We start from the raw sequence: 16254 nt of genomic DNA, 5'->3' as shown, positions 1-16254 counted from the left end.
CGGGTCAGACGATCAGCAGGTAGACCGCGCCCACGATCGTGAACGCGATCACGAGCTTCTCGAAGACGGACTGCGGCATGCGGTCGGCGAGCCACCGGCCGAGGAACGCGGCGGCGACGACGAGCGGCACGAGCACGAGGTCGATGAGGATCCCCGGCACCGTGATGATGCCGATGCCGATCGAGAACGGCACCTTGAACAGGTTGACGATCGCGAAGAACCAGGCCGCCGTGCCGAGGAACGCCTTCACCTCGAAGCGGGCCGCGAGGAAGTACATCGACATCACGGGTCCGGCGGCGTTCGCGACCATCGTGGTGAAGCCGCCGAGGGTGCCGTAGGTCGCCGCCGCGACGCGGTGCGAGCCGCCCGCCTCGACGCCCGAGGCGAATCGACGACGCAGCAGGGTGATGGCGATCACCGCCAGCAGGATCACGCCGATCGACTTCTTCACCCACACGTCGTCGGCGAACCACAGGAAGACGACGCCCAGCAGCACCCCCACCACGACCGCGGGGGCGAGCTTGATCAGCGTGCGCCAGTCCGCGTGCCGGCGATACATGGTCACGGCGAAGATGTCCGCGACGATCAGCAGCAGCAGCAGGACGCCGGTCGACTGCTTCGCCGGGAGCACGGCCGCGAAGATGGCGACGGCGATCGTCCCCGCGCCGGGCACGGCGGTCTTCGACAGGCCCACGACGACGGCGCCCAGGCCGAGCAGGGCCCACGCCCACCACGCGAGTTCGGGCACGCTCACACTCCGGCGGCGGCGAGCGCTGCCTCGCCGAGAGCGGTCTGGCGCGCAGCATCCGTCATCCAGAGCGGCCGGACGAGCGGACGGATGCCGAGCTCGGCGACCTCGTCGGCGGCGGCCTCGTCCTCTTCGGCGAGCAGCCACGTGTCGAGCAGTCCGCCGTTCGCGTGGGCGCCATACAGACCCGCCACGGCGGTGGCGGATGTCTCGACCCCGATCGCGGTGAGGCACACGTCGGCCATGCCGCGCACGACCTTGCCGCCGATGATCGGCGAAACCCCGATGATGGGGGCGGTCGTCGCACGCAGCGCCTCGCGCACGCCCGGTACGGCGAGGATCGGGCCGATCGACACGACCGGGTTCGAGGGCGCGAGCAGCACGGCGTCCGCCTCGGCGATCGCCTCTGCGACGCCGGGGGCGGCGACGGCGTCGTCGATGCCGGGGTTCTCGAACCGCTCGGGCGCGAGGGTCGCGCGGTACCGCGTCCACCACTCCTGGAAGTGCAGACGCGTGCCGTCGTCGAGCACCACGACGGTGTCGACCTCGCTGTCGGTCATCGGCAGCAGACGTGCGCCGAGGTCCCAGCGGTGCGACATGCGCTCCAGCACGCCGGTGGGCGTGAGCCCCTCGCGCAGCCAGCCGGTGCGGGCGAGATGCGTGCCGAGGTCGAGGTCGCCGAGGGTGAACCACGGCCAGCCCGCGCCCCACTCCTGCAATTCGTGGTTGACGCGCTCGCTGTCGCCCTGCCGCCCCCAGCCGCGCTCAGCGTCGTTGACCCCGGCGAGGGCATAGGTGATGGAGTCGACGTCGGGCTGCAGCCGGACGCCGGAGAGCCAGATGTCGTCGCCGGTGTTGACCACGACGGTCAGCGCGGCGGCGGGGTCGTCGATGCCGCGGGCGCGCAGCGCGCCCCGGACGCCGAGCACGAAGCGGGAGCCGCCGACTCCGCCCGCGAGCACGACGATGCGGGGCGTGCCGGTCACGGGCGCGTCAGTTCCGGGTGTCGATGCCGCCGAGACGCGGGATCATGCCGGTCTTGGGGGCGAACTCGTCGGCCGCGTGAGGGAGGGAGAACTTGCCGACGGCGTCGATGAGGGCATCGACGGTCTGCGCGTCGGCCACGACGTCCACGTCGAGGCCTGCGCGGCGCGCGTCCTTGGCGGTGCGCGGGCCGATCGCGGCGATCAGCGTGGTGTCGGGGATCTCGGGGAACTGCTCGTGCACCTGCTGCGCGACCGAGCCGCTGGTCACGAGGATCGCGTTGATGCGGCCGGAGTGGACGTCCTCGGCGATGCGCTCGGTGACGGGTACCCCGACCGTGCGGTAGGCGACGACGCTGCGGACGCGGTGCCCCGCCTCGGTGAGCATGCGCGTGAGGACCGGCTTCGCGATCTCGCTGCGGAGGGTGAGGATGTCACGGGCCTCGGGCTCGAGGGCGATGAGCTGCTCCGCCATGCCGGCCGCCGAGTTGTCGCGCTCGGGGACGAGATCGACGCGATAGCCGACGGCGAGGAGCGCGGCAGCCGTGGTCTCGCCGACGGCGGCGACCTTCGTCGTCGCCGGGACGACCGCGCGGTAGGCGTAGAGGACGTCGACCGTCGTCGCGCTCGTGACCGTGAGCCACTCGAACTTGCCGGCGGCGAGGTCGGCGAGCGCCTGGTCGAGCGACGCCTGGTCGTTCGTGGGGGCGAAGTTGATGAGCGGGGCGATCACGGGGATCGCGCCCTGACGGCGGAGAGTCGCTGCGACGCCGTCGCCCCAGGGGCCGCCGCGGGGCACGAGAACGCGCCAGCCGGTCAGGGGTTTGACGGACTGGTGCTGTGCTGCGGCGGTATTCATAGGGGGGTCGACTCTCGATGATGCTCAGTCGGCCGCCCAAGAAGATCGAGGCAGCCGATGCGCGATTCGAATCGGGTTCGCGCGATCGGCAGCTAACGCATCATTGCACTGCCTTGCCTCCCGAGCATACCCCCGATCGCGCGAGGCGTTGCCTCGGCGCTGTGGAGAGCGGGATTCCGCCCGGGATCAGCGCGTATAGAGGCGGACGAAGCCCCAGACCGCCGCGCCGATCGCGGCGGCGCCCACGACGACCGCGACCGCGGTGAGCGCCGGGTTGCGGCGGTTGAACGCCCGGGCCTGCTCGACCCGCTCGTCGAGGGCGCGCTCGACCCGGCGGGGGACGTTCGCCTTCTCCTCGATGGCGGCGAGCGCCGCCTTGAGCTCGGTCCGCGCCTGCTCGACGGGGTCGCCGATCCCGAGGGGCACGGCGGTGCGAGGCAGCGCGACGGAGTTCTTCGACAGCGGCACGGGGGCGTCAGAGCTCATCGCGCACTTCCTTCACATCCAGGGCGATCGATTGGACCGGGTTGCGGCGCTCGCCGATCCGGCGGAAGTAGAGCACGCCGATGAACGCGAACACGGCGGTGACGATCAGCATCGCGAAGAACACGACGAGCGCCGACAGCCAGACGGGCCACCACGACGACAGTCCCGCGATCACGAACGTGCCGAACACGGGGACCGACCAGAACAGGACGAACAGCGCGGCGAAGACCCAGAGTGCTCCCCATCCGCCGTCCTTCGCGGTCTTGGCGAGCCAGGCCTTCGCGGCGTCGATCTCCGCGATGACGAGGTTGCGGACGAGCTCGGGGATCTCACCCAGGAGGGTGAGCAGGCTGTCGTCCGCGCGGTCGCGGAAGCCGCGGGGGGTGGTCATCACGTCAAGCCCCGCCGCGACCGTTCTGGGAAGCGTCGTCGACGGCGTCCTCGACGGCGTCCTTCACGGCCTTGGCCGAGGTCTGCGCCGCCTTGCCGACGTCGTCGGCCGAGTCCTTGCCGACCTTGATGGCGGCGTCGAGCTTCTGCCCGGCCGTGCCCTTCGAACCGGCGGCCTGCGTGACCTTGACGGCCGACTCCCACAGCGTGGACGGCAGCGCCATCGCCTGGGACTTGGCGAAGTCCTTCACCTTGCCGACCTGGCTCTGCACGGGCTCGGTGTTCCACACCTTCAGCCACTGCGTCTTGATCTGCTCGTAGCGTTCACGACCCGCGCGCGTACCGAGCACATACCCGATCGCGAGTCCGATGACGAGTCCAGCCTTGCCCTTCATGAGGTCTCCTCACGCTCGGTGTGACCTGACGACCATCCCAGGGTAGCCCTGTATGCCGATTCCGGCATCCACCCTTGACAGGGGCTCGGGCGGAGGGTTCACTCTGCCGCCTTCGCACCCCACAGCGCCTTGTGGCGAAGCCGGTCGGCCTCTTCCTGGGCGTCGGCGACGACCTGCGCGAGGCCGCTTCCCGACAGCCACGCGCCGACGGCGGCGAGCCCCGGTGCGCGGGCGATCGCGGCGCGGGCGGCGTCGGTGCGCTCACGCCTCCCGAGGGTCGACGCGGGAGGGACGAGGGTGTACGCGTCGCGGTGCGCTCCGGCGATCCGGCCCTCGTCGAGCTGCACACCGAGGAGGACGGATGCCTCGGCCACGGCCATCACCGCCGCGTCGGCGTCGGACAATCCCTCGGTCGCCGGAGCGATCCCGGGGGCGCCGAAGGCGACGCGCACGACATGGCGCCCGGCGCCCGCGTCCCGCGCCAGCCACTCCCACCGCGCGGTCTCGTGGACGAGGCCGGTCGCGCGGGAAGCGCCTGGGACGGCGTGGACGTGGGCGCCGCGCGGCGCCCCGTCGAGCTCGGGGGCGTCCACCACGAGCGTCACGACGTCGCGGGCGATGCCTGCGGCGGCGACGTCGGCGAACGCGGGGGTGCCGAGCGCGGCGGCGAGGAGCGCGCGCGCCGTGGTCTCGTCGGTCGCCACGATGACCGCGTCGGCGTCCAGCCGGTCCGGTGCGGGCGCCGCGCCCTCGGGCGCGATCGTCGCGAGTTCGACCGTCCAGCGTCGGTCGCTGCGCACGAGCCCGGTCGCCAGCGCGCCGGTGTGGATCGCCACCTCGCGCTCCGCGAGCCTGTCGGCGAGCGCGGCGGTGAGCTGCGGCATCCCACCGTCCAGCCCCTCGATCGCGGCGCTCGGGGCATCGACGCGCACGTCGGCGACCGCACCGCCGAGCCACCCGGTGCGGGTGAGCGCGTTGCTGAGTCCGGGGGCGGCGACCTCGACGTCGACATCGACGGGGTCGAGGCCGAAGCGGTCGATCGTGAGCGGAGCCACCAGGCGATCCAAGACCTTGTCGCCCATGCGGCCGTGCACGAGCCGGCCGAGGCTGCGCTGGGCGCCGATCGTGAGCGGGGGACGCAGGCGATCGACGTAAGCGCGCCACGTGCCGCCCCAGCCGATGATCCGGCGCACGCTCTCGTCCCACGGGTTGGCGGGGATTCCGAGAACCTGCTCGGCGGGCAGCGGCGCCGCCGCGCCCTTCGGCAGGCCCGCGATCCACTCGCGGTCGTCGCGCGGGCGCACGATCGCGGCATCCGGCAGCACTTCGTCGACGAGCCCGCGCACCGTGCCGCCGCGGGTCGACCAGCAGGTCACGCCGGTCTCGAGCTCGAGCCCCGCGATGCGGGCGGACCCGATGGTGCCGCCGAGGCGATCGGACGCCTCCACCAGCGTCACCGCCATGCCGACCTTGGCGCACTCCCACGCCGCGACGAGCCCGGCGATGCCGCCGCCGATGACGACCACGTGCGTCTCGCGTGCGTGCTCGACGAGGTCGTGGAACGGCTCGGGGGTGGGGCCCGCGGGCCCGGAGGGCCCAGGCGACCTGCCGGCGTCGGGAGCGGGCGTGGGGATGGTCACGGGATCCATCCTCCCATCCGCGAACTGTGCCGGCAGGGGCGGGCGGTGGGAGACTGGGCCGCATGACGCTCCACATCACGGGCGACGACGCCGCCGACCGCCTGCTCACCGACGACCCGCTCGCCCTGCTGATCGGCATGCTGCTCGACCAGCAGGTCGCGATGGAGACGGCGTTCGCCGGACCGCTCAAGATCTCGGAGCGGGCGGGGACGCTGGATGCCGCGGCGATCGCGAGCTTCGAGCCCGAGGCGTTCACGGAGCTCTTCAAGGCGACGCCGGCGGTCCACCGGTTCCCGGGCTCGATGGCAGCACGCGTGCAGGCGCTCTGCGCGGCGGTCGAGCAGGACTGGGGCGGCGACGCGTCGGCGATCTGGACCCGCCCGGCCGCGGAGCACGCCGAAGCACCGGACGGGCCGACCGTGCTGAAGCGGCTGAAGGCCCTGCCGGGCTTCGGCGAGCAGAAGGCGAAGATCTTCCTGGCGCTCCTCGGCAAGCAGTACGGCTTCACCGGCGCCGGGTGGCGCGAGGCGGCCGGCTCGTACGGCGACGAGGGGTCGTTTCGCAGCGTCGCCGACATCGTCTCGCCGGAGTCGCTGACGAAGGTGCGCGAGCACAAGCGCGCGATGAAGGCCGCAGCCAAGGGCTGACACGGAGGCGCGCGATGAAGAAGACCGGAGGGGACGTCGACGAGTTCGTCGCCGCGGTGCGGCCGGCGAAGCGGCAGCGCGACGCCGCTGCGATGATCGATCTTCTGCGCGAAGTCACCGGTCGCGAGCCGGAGCTCTGGGGCACCATCATCGGCTTCGGCTCGTGCCACTACCGCTCGGCGGCCGGCAGTGAGGGCGACGCCCCGATCGCGGCGTTCTCGCCGCGCCGCGAATCCACGACGGTGTACACGCTGCGCACCGCCGCGCACGGCGAGCGGCTCGCGAACCTGGGGCCGCACGAGACCGGCGTCAGCTGCCTGTACATCAAGGACCTCGACGCGGTCGATGCCGGCGTGCTCCGCGAGATCTTCGCCGAGGACTACCGCCGTGTGCTCGCCGGCGAGACCGGCGACACGACCTACACCGTCACGGACTGACCGCCCGATCGGCCTCCCCGGCTGCCCGGGTCGCGAGTCCTAAGGTGGACGACGTGCGGCTGAGGTTCTTCGGAGGACTCGCGGCGGAGGCGGACGGCGCTCCGCTCGAGATCCGCGGCCGCGGCCAGGAGGCACTGCTCTTCCGCCTCGCCCTCGACGCCGGGACGACGGTCGCGTACCGTTCGCTCGCCGAGGACGTCTGGCCCGACGACCTCCCCGAAGACCCACGCGCTGCGCTGCAATCCCTCGCGTCGCGGCTGCGCCGCGGCCTGCCCGCGGGCGCGCTCGAGGCCGTGCCCGGCGGGTACCGGCTCGCGATCGCCCGCGACCAGGTGGACCTCGCGCAGTTCCAGGACCTCGTGGCCCGTGCCCGGCGCGCGGCCGATCCCGCTGCGGCGGCGGGCGACGCGCGCGCGGCGCTGGACCTCTGGCGTGGCGACCCCTGGACCCCGGGCGACGGCTTCGACTGGGTCGTGCGCGACCTCCTCGAGGACCGCGCGCACGCCGAACGCCTCCTTGCGGCGAGGGGAACGGATGCCGCGGATCCGGGCACGCCGCGCGGCGCCGAGGACTCCTCAGGCCAGGGTGTCGACGCGTCGGTGCCCGCAGCGCTGACTCCGCTGATCGGGCGCAGGCGCGAGCTCGAACTCATCGGGGACCAGCTCCGCGACGAGCGGCTCGTGACCCTGATCGGACCGGGCGGCGCGGGCAAGACGACCCTCGCGTTCGAGACCGCACGGCGCGCTCCCGGTGCGGTGGTGGTCGAGCTCGCGCCGGCGGCGCCGGGCGAGGTGTGGGCGGCCGTCGCGGGAGCGGTGGGGCGCAGCATCCGTGTCGGCGAACTCGTCTCGACGAGCGCGCGCGACCGCGTCGCGGAGGCGCTGGCGGGACGCACCCTGCTCGTGGTGCTCGACAATTGCGAGCACGTGTCGGCCGAGGCCGCCGCGGTCGCGCTCGAGGTGCTGCGCAGCGCTCCCGGGTCGCGGATCCTCGCCACCAGCCGCGAACCGCTGGGACTCGCCGGCGAGGCGTTCGTCGACCTCGGCCCGCTCCCCGACCGCGATGCCCGCGAACTGTTCTCGCGCCGGGTGCGAGCCGCGCGCGGCTCTGCGCCGACGCCCGACGAAGAGGCCGCTGTCGAGCGCATCGTGACGCGTCTGGACGGTCTGCCGCTGGCGCTCGAACTCGCCGCGGCGAAGTCCCGCACGCTGACGATCTCCGAGATCGACAGCGGCCTCGACGACCGCTTCGCGCTGCTGGCGACCGGGCCGAAGGCGATCGAGGCGCGGCATCAGACGCTCCGGGCGCTGATCGACTGGAGCTGGGAGACGCTGACGGATGCCGAGCGCACCGCACTGCGGGCCGCCGCGGTGTTCCCCGACGGGGTGGATGTGCGCGATGTGCCGGCGATCGGCAACGGGTTCGACGTCGATGCCGACGCCTTCGACGGTCTCGTCGACAAGTCGCTGCTGCGACGGTCGGACCGGCGGCTGCGGATGCTCGAGACGGTCCGCGAGTACGGCATCGATCGCCTGCGAACGGAGGGACGCGAGGCCGAGTTCCGCGCGGTGCAGGCCCGGGCGATGGCCGGGCTCGCGGCGCGCGAGGATGCGCGCCTGCGCGGACCCGAGGTGCGCGAGGCCCTCGCCTGGTTCGACGCCGACGACGAGAACCTCAGCGCGGCGTTGCGCGTCTGCGCCGACCAGCCGGATATGGAGGACGTGGGCGTGCGGCTGGTGCGCGCGTGCCTGTGGACGTGGCTGATGCGCGAGCGCTTCGAGGAGCTGCAGTCAGGAGTCATGCGGTTCGGCGAGGCCGCCGCGAGCCTCGACTCGGAAGCGGCTGTGGTGGTGCGCGCGATCGCCCTACTGGGCAGCGCGTTCGCGCGCGACCTCGAGGACGCGGTCGAGGGTCCCTCGCGCCTCGACCCGGCGGCGACCGGCGCTCCCGCGGCAGGGAGCACCGACGCGCGTCCGGGCGAGCCGACCGTCGCGGGCCTGGCTCGTTTCGAGCGCGAGGTGCCGGCGGTGATCGAGGCCGCCGCCGAGCACCGCAGCGAACTCTCGGCAGCCCTCGGTCCGATCCTCCGAGCCATCCTCGCCGCCGCGCAGAACCACCGACCCGGCGCGCCGTGGTCGCGGAACGTCACCATCGGCGACGAAGGACTCGAGGACGCCCCCACGTGGACCCTCGCCCTGATCAGCATGCTGCGATCGGCCATCGCGCAGAACGGCGGCGACAACCAGACCCTCGGCATCGAGAGCGAGAAGGCGGTGTCGACGTTCCGCGAGCTCGGGGACGTCTGGGGCACCGCGTTCGCGAGCCAGATGCGGTCGGAGTGGCTCCAGCTGGCGGGCAGGCTCGATGAGGCGCTCGCCGTCGCCGATGCTTCGTCGGCGGGCCTCCTCGGCCTCACGTCGGTGACGGATCTCGTCCAGCAGCGGTCGCAGAGCATCGGCCTGTTGCTGCGGCTGGGCCGCCTCGACGAGGCACGGGCGCGACTGCACGAATCGCAGGAGCTCGCACGCGCGAAGGACTCGCCGCGCGCGATCGCGCAGACCGACATGGACGCGGCGGCCATCGAGATCGCGGTCGGCGACGGGGCCGCGGCTCTGCGCCACCTGGATGTCGTCGCCGCCGAGATGCTGCCGTCGTTTCCGGATCAGCTGATCGCGTGGTCGCGCTCGCGCCGTGCGCAGGCCCTCCTCCTGGAAGGGCGGGTCGATGAGGCGCACGCCGCCCTGGCCGAGGCGCTGCCGGCTGCCGCCCGCAGCGGCGACCACCCCATCGTCGCGGACGTCGCCGTGTCGATCGCCGGCTGGCTCGCGACGACGGGACGGGATGCCGACGCCCGGCGCGCCCTCGTCGCCGCGGCGCGCCTGCGGGGCGGGGTCGACGCGTCCGACCCGTTCCTTCGTGTGATGCGCGAGCGCCTCGGGAACGACGTGCTGCTGCCGGATGGCGCTGCTCCGACTGCGCGGGGCGAATCAGACGGTGACGACGACGTCGCCGCACTGACGACGCTGCTCGCCTGAGCCAGGGTGTCACACGCATGCGCCATCAGAACGGGGCTTCACCGTCGTACGGCGCCGACAACAACCGGTCGAGGGCTCCAGATGGCACGAACTGCACGGTGGACAGCGGTCTGTCGAGGTAAGCGCGGCCGGTGGGGCTGCTCCATTCGAGGATTCCGTTCCCCCGTTGCCGGACCCGCCACACGGTGGCGTGTTTGAGCGTGTGATGTCGGCGGCAGAGGTGGGCCAGGTTGTCGTCGCTGGTCTCGCCGCCCAAGGCGCGGTCGATGGTGTGGTCGATGTCGGATCGTCGGGGTCGGTGCGGGCATCCGGGGAAACGACAGCGCTCGTCTCGAGCGCGGAGGAATCGCTTCAGCGCCGCCGAGGCTCGATATCTGTCGACGGCCATCGGGAGACCGCTGTGCGGGTGGTACATCACCCGGTCCCACCCGGGTGCGGCGGCGGCGAGCACGCACGCGGTGTCGCGGTCGATGGGGCCGTAGCCGGCCAGCAGAGCGGGTTCGTTGCTCTTGCCCGCTGCCGTGAGTACCGGGATCGTGATCTGCACTTCGGCGCGGATCGACGCCAGAGTGTCGCCGTCGCCGCGCCCGGCGGGCGCCGCGGTGAGCATCATGTCGGCGAAGATGTCCGCCCGCAGTTCGTCGAGCGATCGTTCGTCGCACTGCGGCCCGGTGGCCAGCGCGGGTGAGTCCGGCGGGGCGACGGACGAACGGTCTGCGAGGGCGGGCTCCATCAGGTTGGCCGCATCGGTGGCGTCCGTGACGTCGTCCGGCCCGCCCACGTCGGCGGGGCTGTCCGGCCCTCCGGTGTCCTCGGCGGCCGTCGCTTCAGATTCGGCCGCCGCGCCGGCGGCTGCGTCGGCGTGGGCGCGTTCGGCGTCACGCTCACTCTCGGCCATCCGGGTGAGCCGATCGAAGATCGCATGGGCGAGGACCGCCGGCAGGTCGGCGAGCAGCCGTGACATGCCGTCGTCCAGGTCGACGACCCGGATCCGCCGCTGCGTGGCGGCACGGCGCCGGAGTTCTTCGGCCAGGTCGGGGTCGATGCGGCCGGCGACCACCCGGGCGATCGCGCGGAGCCGGTGCGGGGTCTCGAACCCGGCGGCGTCCAGCACGATGCGTTCGTACTGCTCCCGCATCCCCGCGTCGGCGATCACCGCGCCGGCGTCGACGATCGCCGACGCGTGCGCCAGGTCGATGCGCCCCTCCACCAGCGCCACGAACGTCGCCCCGAACGACTCGCGGAGCGTGCTCGCCGCCGACATCCGCGCCTGCACCGCCCGGTCACTCAGCCGCATCGCCGCGCCGAGCTCGGCGGAGATCTCCCGCAACGGCAGGTCGTGCGGACTCTTGCGACCCGCCGCGCGTCGGGAATGCTCCCGAGCACGCACGATCTCGGCTGCATCCGTGAGCAACCGCACCTCTGCTGCCTGCAACCGCGCGATCGCCGCGCGGGTCGCCTGCACCTCGGTCACCACCCGGTCCAGCGCACCCCAGGTCGCGTCGTCACTGCCGACTCGCTGGCCCATGATGCTCCCGCTGCACAGCACCCAGACGGGTGCGACGGAAGACCGAACGAAGTGGGCACGAGCTCGATCTCTTAGCCAGAGACTAGAAGCAACCTCCGACATTCACCGCGAGCGTCTCGGGAACGACGTGCTGCTGCCGGATGCCGCTGTTCCGACGGCGGGGGGCGAATCAGACGGTGACGACGACATCGCCGCTCTCGTCGCGCCGCTCGGCTGAGCCTGACCGACCCCGCGGGGCGGAGCTGCGCCGGCCCGAGGCATCCGTTGAGAACACGTGCTCTCGCCGAGCGCACACGATCCTCGCGCGCACGACGGGTGCACTCGGCGAGAGCACATGAAGCGCACGGCCGGCCCGTCGCGAGGACCGTCAGACCTGACTCAGCGGTCTCGACCAGGCCACCTCGCGATCGAGTTGGCCGGTCCGCCGGAACAACTGCACCTGATGGGTGTCGGCCAGCGCCTGCGCGAGCTCGTCACGATCCGCCGGCGAGAACCCCAGACCCTGCCAGAACGGTCCCGAGCGACGGCTGAACAGCCACGCGGTGCTCGCACCCTCGTCTGCCGCGCGATCCAGCGCGAATCGAGCCAGGGCCGTACCGCTCCCCCGCGACCGCCGGGCGGGGCTCACGGCCACGCTGCGGATCAGCGCATGCCGGCCGTCCGCGCTGATCTCGTAGCCCGTGCTGCCGACGATCGCGCCGTGCTGGTCGCGGTCCAGCCACAGCCGCACGCTCGGCGCATCGAGGCCGCTCAGCGTCAGGTCGACCTCGCGCAGGAACGCCGTCAGCGCCGCGACGTCGCCTGTGCGGCACTCCTCCAGCGGCACCCCACCAGTCAACCATCCGCGCGCGACGCCGAAGGGCCGGGGCAGCTTCCGCCACCCCGGCCCTTCCCACCCCGGCCCGTCGTCAGAGCCGCGGGCCGCGGCATCCACTCACGCCTTCCGCATGTACGCGCGCACCGTGAGGGGTGCGAACACGGCCACGATCACGGCCGCGCCCAGCAGCGCGGTGAAGACGTCGGCCGTCACCGTGCCGTCGTTCACCAGCCCGCGCACCGCCGTCACGAGGTGCGAGACGGGGTTCGCCTCGACGAACCACTGCAGCCAGTCGGGCATGGTGTCGGCCGGCACGAACGCGTTCGAGAGGAACGTCAGCGGGAAGAGGATGAGCATCGAGATGCCCTGCACGCTCGAGGCGGTGCGCGCGATCACGCCGAAGAAGGCGAAGATCCAGCTCATCGCCCACGAGCAGGCGATGACGAGGAGCCCGGCCGCGATCACGCCCGCCAGTCCGCCGCCGGGGCGGAAGCCCATGATGAAGCCCATCGTGAACGTGAGCGTCGTGGCGATCGTGTAGCGCAGGGTGTCGGCCAGCAGCGCGCCCGACAGCGGCGCGATGCGGGCGATCGGGAGCGAGCGGAAGCGGTCGAACACGCCCTTGTCCATGTCTTCGCGCAGCTGCACTCCGGTGACGACGGAGGTCGTGATCACGGTCTGCACGAGGATCCCCGGGATGATGATCGGCAGGTAGTTCTGCACATCGCCGGCGATCGCGCCGCCGAAGATGTACGTGAACATCAGCGTGAAGATGATCGGCTGCACCGTCACGTCGATGAGCTGCTCGGGGGTGCGCCGGATCTTCAGGATGCCGCGCCACGCCATGGTGAGGGTGTTGCGCACCGTCAGGCCGAGCGTCGAGCGGTTCGAGAGGTCGCGGTCGGCGACCGGGGTGATGGGGGTCGCGATGGCGGTCATGCGCGGGCTCCTTCGAGTTCGTCGGCCGTCGCGTGGGCGGCCTCGTCGTCCTCCGGCACGCCCTTGCCGGTGAGGGTCAGGAAGACCTCGTCGAGCGACGGCTGCTGCACGCTGAGCTCCTCGAGGTGCAGATCGGCGTCGCGGAACGCCACGAGCAGGTCGGCGACGCGATCGGGGTCGCTCATCGGCACGGTGAGACGTGCGGCCTCGGGCGAGACGATGGCCGTCACACCCAGCACGCGCGAGATCTCGCGCTGCGCCTCGACGATGTCGGATCCCGCGCGCAGCCGCAGCAGCAGCGAGGACTGGCCGACCGAGGCCTTGAGCTCGAGCGCCGTGCCCTCGGCGACGACGGTGCCGCGGTCGATGACGGCGATGCGGTCGGCGAGCTGGTCGGCTTCATCGAGGTACTGCGTCGTGAGCAGCACCGTCGACCCCGTCGCCACGAGCCGGCGGATCGTGTCCCACATCTGCCCACGGGTGCGCGGGTCGAGCCCCGTGGTCGGCTCGTCGAGGAAGATCAGCGGAGGCTGGGCGATGAGGGATGCTGCGAGGTCGAGGCGGCGGCGCATGCCGCCGGAGAACTTCGCCAGAGGCCGGGTGGCGGCCTCGGTGAGCGAGAACTCCTCGAGGAGCTCTGCGGCCTTGCGCTTCGCGTCGATGCGCGAGAGCCCGAGGAGGCGGCCGAAGATGACGAGGTTCTCGGTGGCCGAGAGCGTCTCGTCGACGGACGCGAACTGGCCGGTGAGGCCGATGAGCTGGCGCACGATCTGCGGGTGGCGCACGACGTCGTAGCCGAAGATCTCGGCCTTCCCGGCGTCGGGGCGCAGCAGGGTGGCCAGCATGCTGATGGTGGTGGTCTTGCCCGCGCCGTTGGGGCCGAGCACACCGTAGACGGTGCCGGCTTCGACGGTCAGATCGACGCCGTCGACCGCGCGGTTGGCGCCGAAGCTCTTGACGAGGCCTTCGGCGCGGACCGCAGGGGTGCGGGATGCGGAACTGGTGATGGTCATGGGATTCGCCTTTCGACGTCACCCAGAGTGCGCCCGCGGCATTGTCACCCCGCTGTCGCCCCCGGCGTCCCGCTGTCACGCCGCTGTCATCGTGCTGTCGAGAGGGACGGATGCATCGACAGCACGCCTGCGGAGCGCGTTTTCCACATCCGGTCCCGGATTGGACACCGGGTCCCAACCCCTGGCTAGGGTGGAAGGACCCGCCCGCCCCGCACCCTTGCAGGAGACACCGTGCTGCCCTTCCTGATCGTCGGAGGCGTCGGCCTCGCCGTGCTGCTGATCTCGCTCATCGTCGGCGACATCTTCGACCACTTCGACATCGGCGACGGCGCCATCTCGGGCACCGCCCTGGGCATCGCGGCCGTGGTGTTCGGCGCATCCGGCGCCCTCACCACCACGAACGGGCTCGACACGCTCTGGGCGTACGTGCTCGCCGCGGTGCTGGCGATCATCGCCTACGTCATCGCCGTGCTCTTCGTGAAGCGGCTGACCAAGAGCTCGGACGGCGTGCCGGCGTCGGCGCTCGGCCTGTCGGGCGTCACGCGCTCGACGGTCTCCCCTGCCGGCGGCGAGGTCAGCCTCGACGGTCCGCACGAGGTCGAGCGACGCCTCGCCTACGCGGACGACACCATCGCCGAGGGCGTGCGCGTGCGCGTCATCGAGCACGCCGGCACCCGCGTCAAGGTCGTCGCGGAGTAGATCCCCACCGCGGTCCGGGTCGGGAACCCCGGGTCGCGGCATCCCACGAGAAAGGTCGTCCATGACGAACGAACTCATCCAGATCATCGCGGTCGTCGCCCTCATCGTGGCGGTGCTCGGACTGATCACCTTCATCGCGCGGCGCATCCGCCGCGTGCCTCCGAACGAGGCCCTCGTGATCGTCGGACGCGGGGCCGGCCGCCCGGCACACGGCGAGACCGGCAGCGGCCAGCGCGTCGTGATCGGCGGTCGCACGTTCGTGTGGCCGATCCTCCAGCAGGGCTTCTCGATCTCGCTCGAGCAGCGTCAGATCGGCATCACCGTCGAGGGCGTCGACAAGAACCGCATCAAGATCGCGATCAAGGCCTCGATCAACTTCAAGGTCTCCGGCACGGAGGACGGCGTGCGCCGCGCCGCACAGCGCTTCCTCTCGCAGCAGGACCTCCTCACCGAGATCATCAAGGAGTCGCTCGAAGGGTCGCTCCGCTCGATCGTCGGCGACATGACCATCGAGCAGATCATCTCCGACCGCAAGAGCCTCTCCGACCGCGTCGTCGCCGAGACCAAGGCCGACCTCGTCGAGCAGGGCCTGCAGGTCGACCTCCTCAACATCAGCGACATCTCCACGCCCGGCAGCGACTACCTCGCCAACCTCGGCCGCGCCGAGGCCGCCCGCGCGCGTCAGGTCGCCGAGATCAGCGAGGCCGAGGCATCCCGCGCCAGCGAGTTCGCGCGCATCGAGGCGTCGGAGCAGATCGCTGAGCGCCAGAAGGCGCTCGCCCTCAAGCAGGCCACGATCAAGGCCGAGACCGACCGCGCGAACGCCGAAGCGCAGGCTTCCGGCCAGCTCGCCACGGCCGAGCAGGACAAGCTCGTCGCCGTGCAGGAGCGCGAGGCCCTCACCGAGCAGGCGCTCGTGACGCAGGAGCGTCTCGATATCGAGATCCGCAAGCCCGCCGAGGCGCAGGCCTACGCCGAGGTGCAGCGCGCGACGGCCCTCCGTGACGCGGCCAACGCCGCGACGGAGGCCGACGCCTACAAGCGCACCAAGATCGCCGAGGCGAACAAGGTCGCCGCCGTGCAGGACGCCGAAGCCGCGGCGACCGCGGTGCGCTTCTCGGGTGAGGCCGAGCGCGACAAGCAGGTCGCCCTCGCCGCCGGCATCAAGGCCGAGGGTGAGGCCCGCGCCTCGGCGATCCAGGCCGAGGGTCTCGCCGAGGCCGCCTCGACCGACGCGAAGGCTCTCGCGCTGCAGAAGTACGGCGAGGCCGCGCTCGCGCAGGAGATCATCTCGCGCCTGCCCGACATCGTGCGGGCCGCGGCCGAGCCGATCGCGTCGATCGACAAGCTCACCGTCGTCTCGACCGATGGCGCATCCGAGATGACGAAGACCGTCGGACGCGTGCTCGGCGAGGGCACCGAGGTCGTGAAGGGTCTCACCGGCCTCGACCTCACGACGCTGCTGCAGGCCTTCGCGCTGAAGACCGCGGGGGCCGACGCGCTGTCCGCAGCCGGCGACGCGGGCACCGCTGCGAAGAACGCCGCGAAGGATGCCGCCGCCGCGATCGGCGGCTGACCCTTCCGTCGCACAGCGCCCGGCCCCCCGCGGGGCGGGGGGGGGGGGGGGGGCGCTCCGGG

16 protein-coding genes are annotated in these 16254 nt (G+C 72.2%); 5 read left to right on the top strand and 11 right to left on the bottom strand.

The window, feature by feature from the left end; translation table 11 throughout:
* Nucleotides 1-4: 4 nt before the first annotated feature.
* The 7 genes from ACLBXX_RS06745 to ACLBXX_RS06715 all read right to left on the bottom strand — a co-directional run bounded on the left by ACLBXX_RS06745 (nucleotide 5) and on the right by ACLBXX_RS06715 (nucleotide 5501).
* Complete coding sequence (locus tag ACLBXX_RS06745) at nucleotides 5-748, bottom strand: sulfite exporter TauE/SafE family protein (protein ID WP_056366501.1); 744 nt, start codon at nucleotides 746-748, stop codon at nucleotides 5-7.
* Nucleotides 749-750: 2 nt separating this feature from the next.
* On the bottom strand, nucleotides 751-1734 hold the full coding sequence (cofD, locus tag ACLBXX_RS06740; protein ID WP_447657397.1) for a 2-phospho-L-lactate transferase: 984 nt from the start codon (nucleotides 1732-1734) through the stop codon (nucleotides 751-753).
* Nucleotides 1735-1741: 7 nt separating this feature from the next.
* Nucleotides 1742-2590, bottom strand: a complete 849-nt coding sequence (locus ACLBXX_RS06735) for a uroporphyrinogen-III synthase (RefSeq protein WP_310239998.1) — start codon at nucleotides 2588-2590, stop codon at nucleotides 1742-1744.
* A 186-nt stretch (nucleotides 2591-2776) separates the two neighbouring features.
* Nucleotides 2777-3076, bottom strand: coding sequence for a hypothetical protein (locus ACLBXX_RS06730; protein ID WP_310286231.1), 300 nt, complete (start codon nucleotides 3074-3076; stop codon nucleotides 2777-2779).
* A complete protein-coding gene (locus tag ACLBXX_RS06725) occupies nucleotides 3066-3467 on the bottom strand; it encodes a phage holin family protein (protein WP_310286232.1) in 402 nt (133 codons plus the stop codon). Before ACLBXX_RS06725 ends, ACLBXX_RS06730 begins: the two co-directional genes overlap by 11 nt.
* A 4-nt stretch (nucleotides 3468-3471) precedes the next feature.
* Complete coding sequence (locus tag ACLBXX_RS06720; protein ID WP_387141427.1) at nucleotides 3472-3861, bottom strand: hypothetical protein; 390 nt, start codon at nucleotides 3859-3861, stop codon at nucleotides 3472-3474.
* A gap of 98 nt (nucleotides 3862-3959) precedes the next feature.
* Nucleotides 3960-5501, bottom strand: a complete 1542-nt coding sequence (locus tag ACLBXX_RS06715; protein ID WP_447657396.1) for a protoporphyrinogen/coproporphyrinogen oxidase — start codon at nucleotides 5499-5501, stop codon at nucleotides 3960-3962.
* Nucleotides 5502-5563: 62 nt separating this feature from the next.
* On the opposite strand from ACLBXX_RS06715, the gene ACLBXX_RS06710 reads away from it, so the two are divergent.
* The 3 genes from ACLBXX_RS06710 to ACLBXX_RS06700 are packed head-to-tail and all read left to right on the top strand — an operon-like array spanning nucleotide 5564 to nucleotide 9620.
* The gene (locus ACLBXX_RS06710; RefSeq protein ID WP_387141433.1) at nucleotides 5564-6148 is read left to right on the top strand and encodes an HhH-GPD-type base excision DNA repair protein; all 585 of its coding nucleotides are present in this window, start codon (nucleotides 5564-5566) and stop codon (nucleotides 6146-6148) included.
* A 14-nt stretch (nucleotides 6149-6162) separates the two neighbouring features.
* Entirely contained in the window at nucleotides 6163-6585 is a 423-nt protein-coding gene (locus ACLBXX_RS06705) for a DUF1801 domain-containing protein (RefSeq protein ID WP_447657395.1), read from the top strand.
* 53 nt (nucleotides 6586-6638) lie between these two features.
* Nucleotides 6639-9620, top strand: coding sequence for an ATP-binding protein (locus ACLBXX_RS06700; RefSeq protein ID WP_447657394.1), 2982 nt, complete (start codon nucleotides 6639-6641; stop codon nucleotides 9618-9620).
* A 25-nt stretch (nucleotides 9621-9645) separates the two neighbouring features.
* Here the strand turns inward: ACLBXX_RS06700 and ACLBXX_RS06695 are convergent, their stop codons facing one another.
* The 4 genes from ACLBXX_RS06695 to ACLBXX_RS06680 form a co-directional block, all read right to left on the bottom strand.
* Entirely contained in the window at nucleotides 9646-11148 is a 1503-nt protein-coding gene (locus tag ACLBXX_RS06695) for a DUF222 domain-containing protein (protein WP_447657393.1), read from the bottom strand.
* A gap of 367 nt (nucleotides 11149-11515) precedes the next feature.
* Nucleotides 11516-11974 carry a GNAT family N-acetyltransferase gene (locus ACLBXX_RS06690; protein ID WP_447657392.1) on the bottom strand — a complete coding sequence of 153 codons (459 nt, stop codon included), beginning with the start codon at nucleotides 11972-11974 and terminating at the stop codon, nucleotides 11516-11518.
* Between the two features lie 108 nt (nucleotides 11975-12082).
* On the bottom strand, nucleotides 12083-12904 hold the full coding sequence (locus ACLBXX_RS06685) for an ABC transporter permease (protein WP_376013188.1): 822 nt from the start codon (nucleotides 12902-12904) through the stop codon (nucleotides 12083-12085).
* Entirely contained in the window at nucleotides 12901-13917 is a 1017-nt protein-coding gene (locus tag ACLBXX_RS06680; protein WP_447657391.1) for an ATP-binding cassette domain-containing protein, read from the bottom strand. Before ACLBXX_RS06680 ends, ACLBXX_RS06685 begins: the two co-directional genes overlap by 4 nt.
* Before the next feature lie 231 nt (nucleotides 13918-14148).
* Here ACLBXX_RS06680 and ACLBXX_RS06675 point away from each other — a divergent pair, with 231 nt between their 5' ends.
* Together ACLBXX_RS06675 and ACLBXX_RS06670 are read left to right on the top strand one after the other, a co-directional pair.
* The gene (locus ACLBXX_RS06675) at nucleotides 14149-14616 is read left to right on the top strand and encodes an NfeD family protein (RefSeq protein WP_310243591.1); all 468 of its coding nucleotides are present in this window, start codon (nucleotides 14149-14151) and stop codon (nucleotides 14614-14616) included.
* 61 nt (nucleotides 14617-14677) lie between these two features.
* A complete protein-coding gene (locus ACLBXX_RS06670) occupies nucleotides 14678-16192 on the top strand; it encodes a flotillin family protein (protein ID WP_447657390.1) in 1515 nt (504 codons plus the stop codon).
* Nucleotides 16193-16254: the final 62 nt, after the last annotated feature.

Source organism: Microbacterium sp. C23T, from assembly GCF_053345975.1.
Note: the sequence above shows the minus strand (reverse complement) of the source record. Positions and strands in the feature narration are given on the sequence as shown.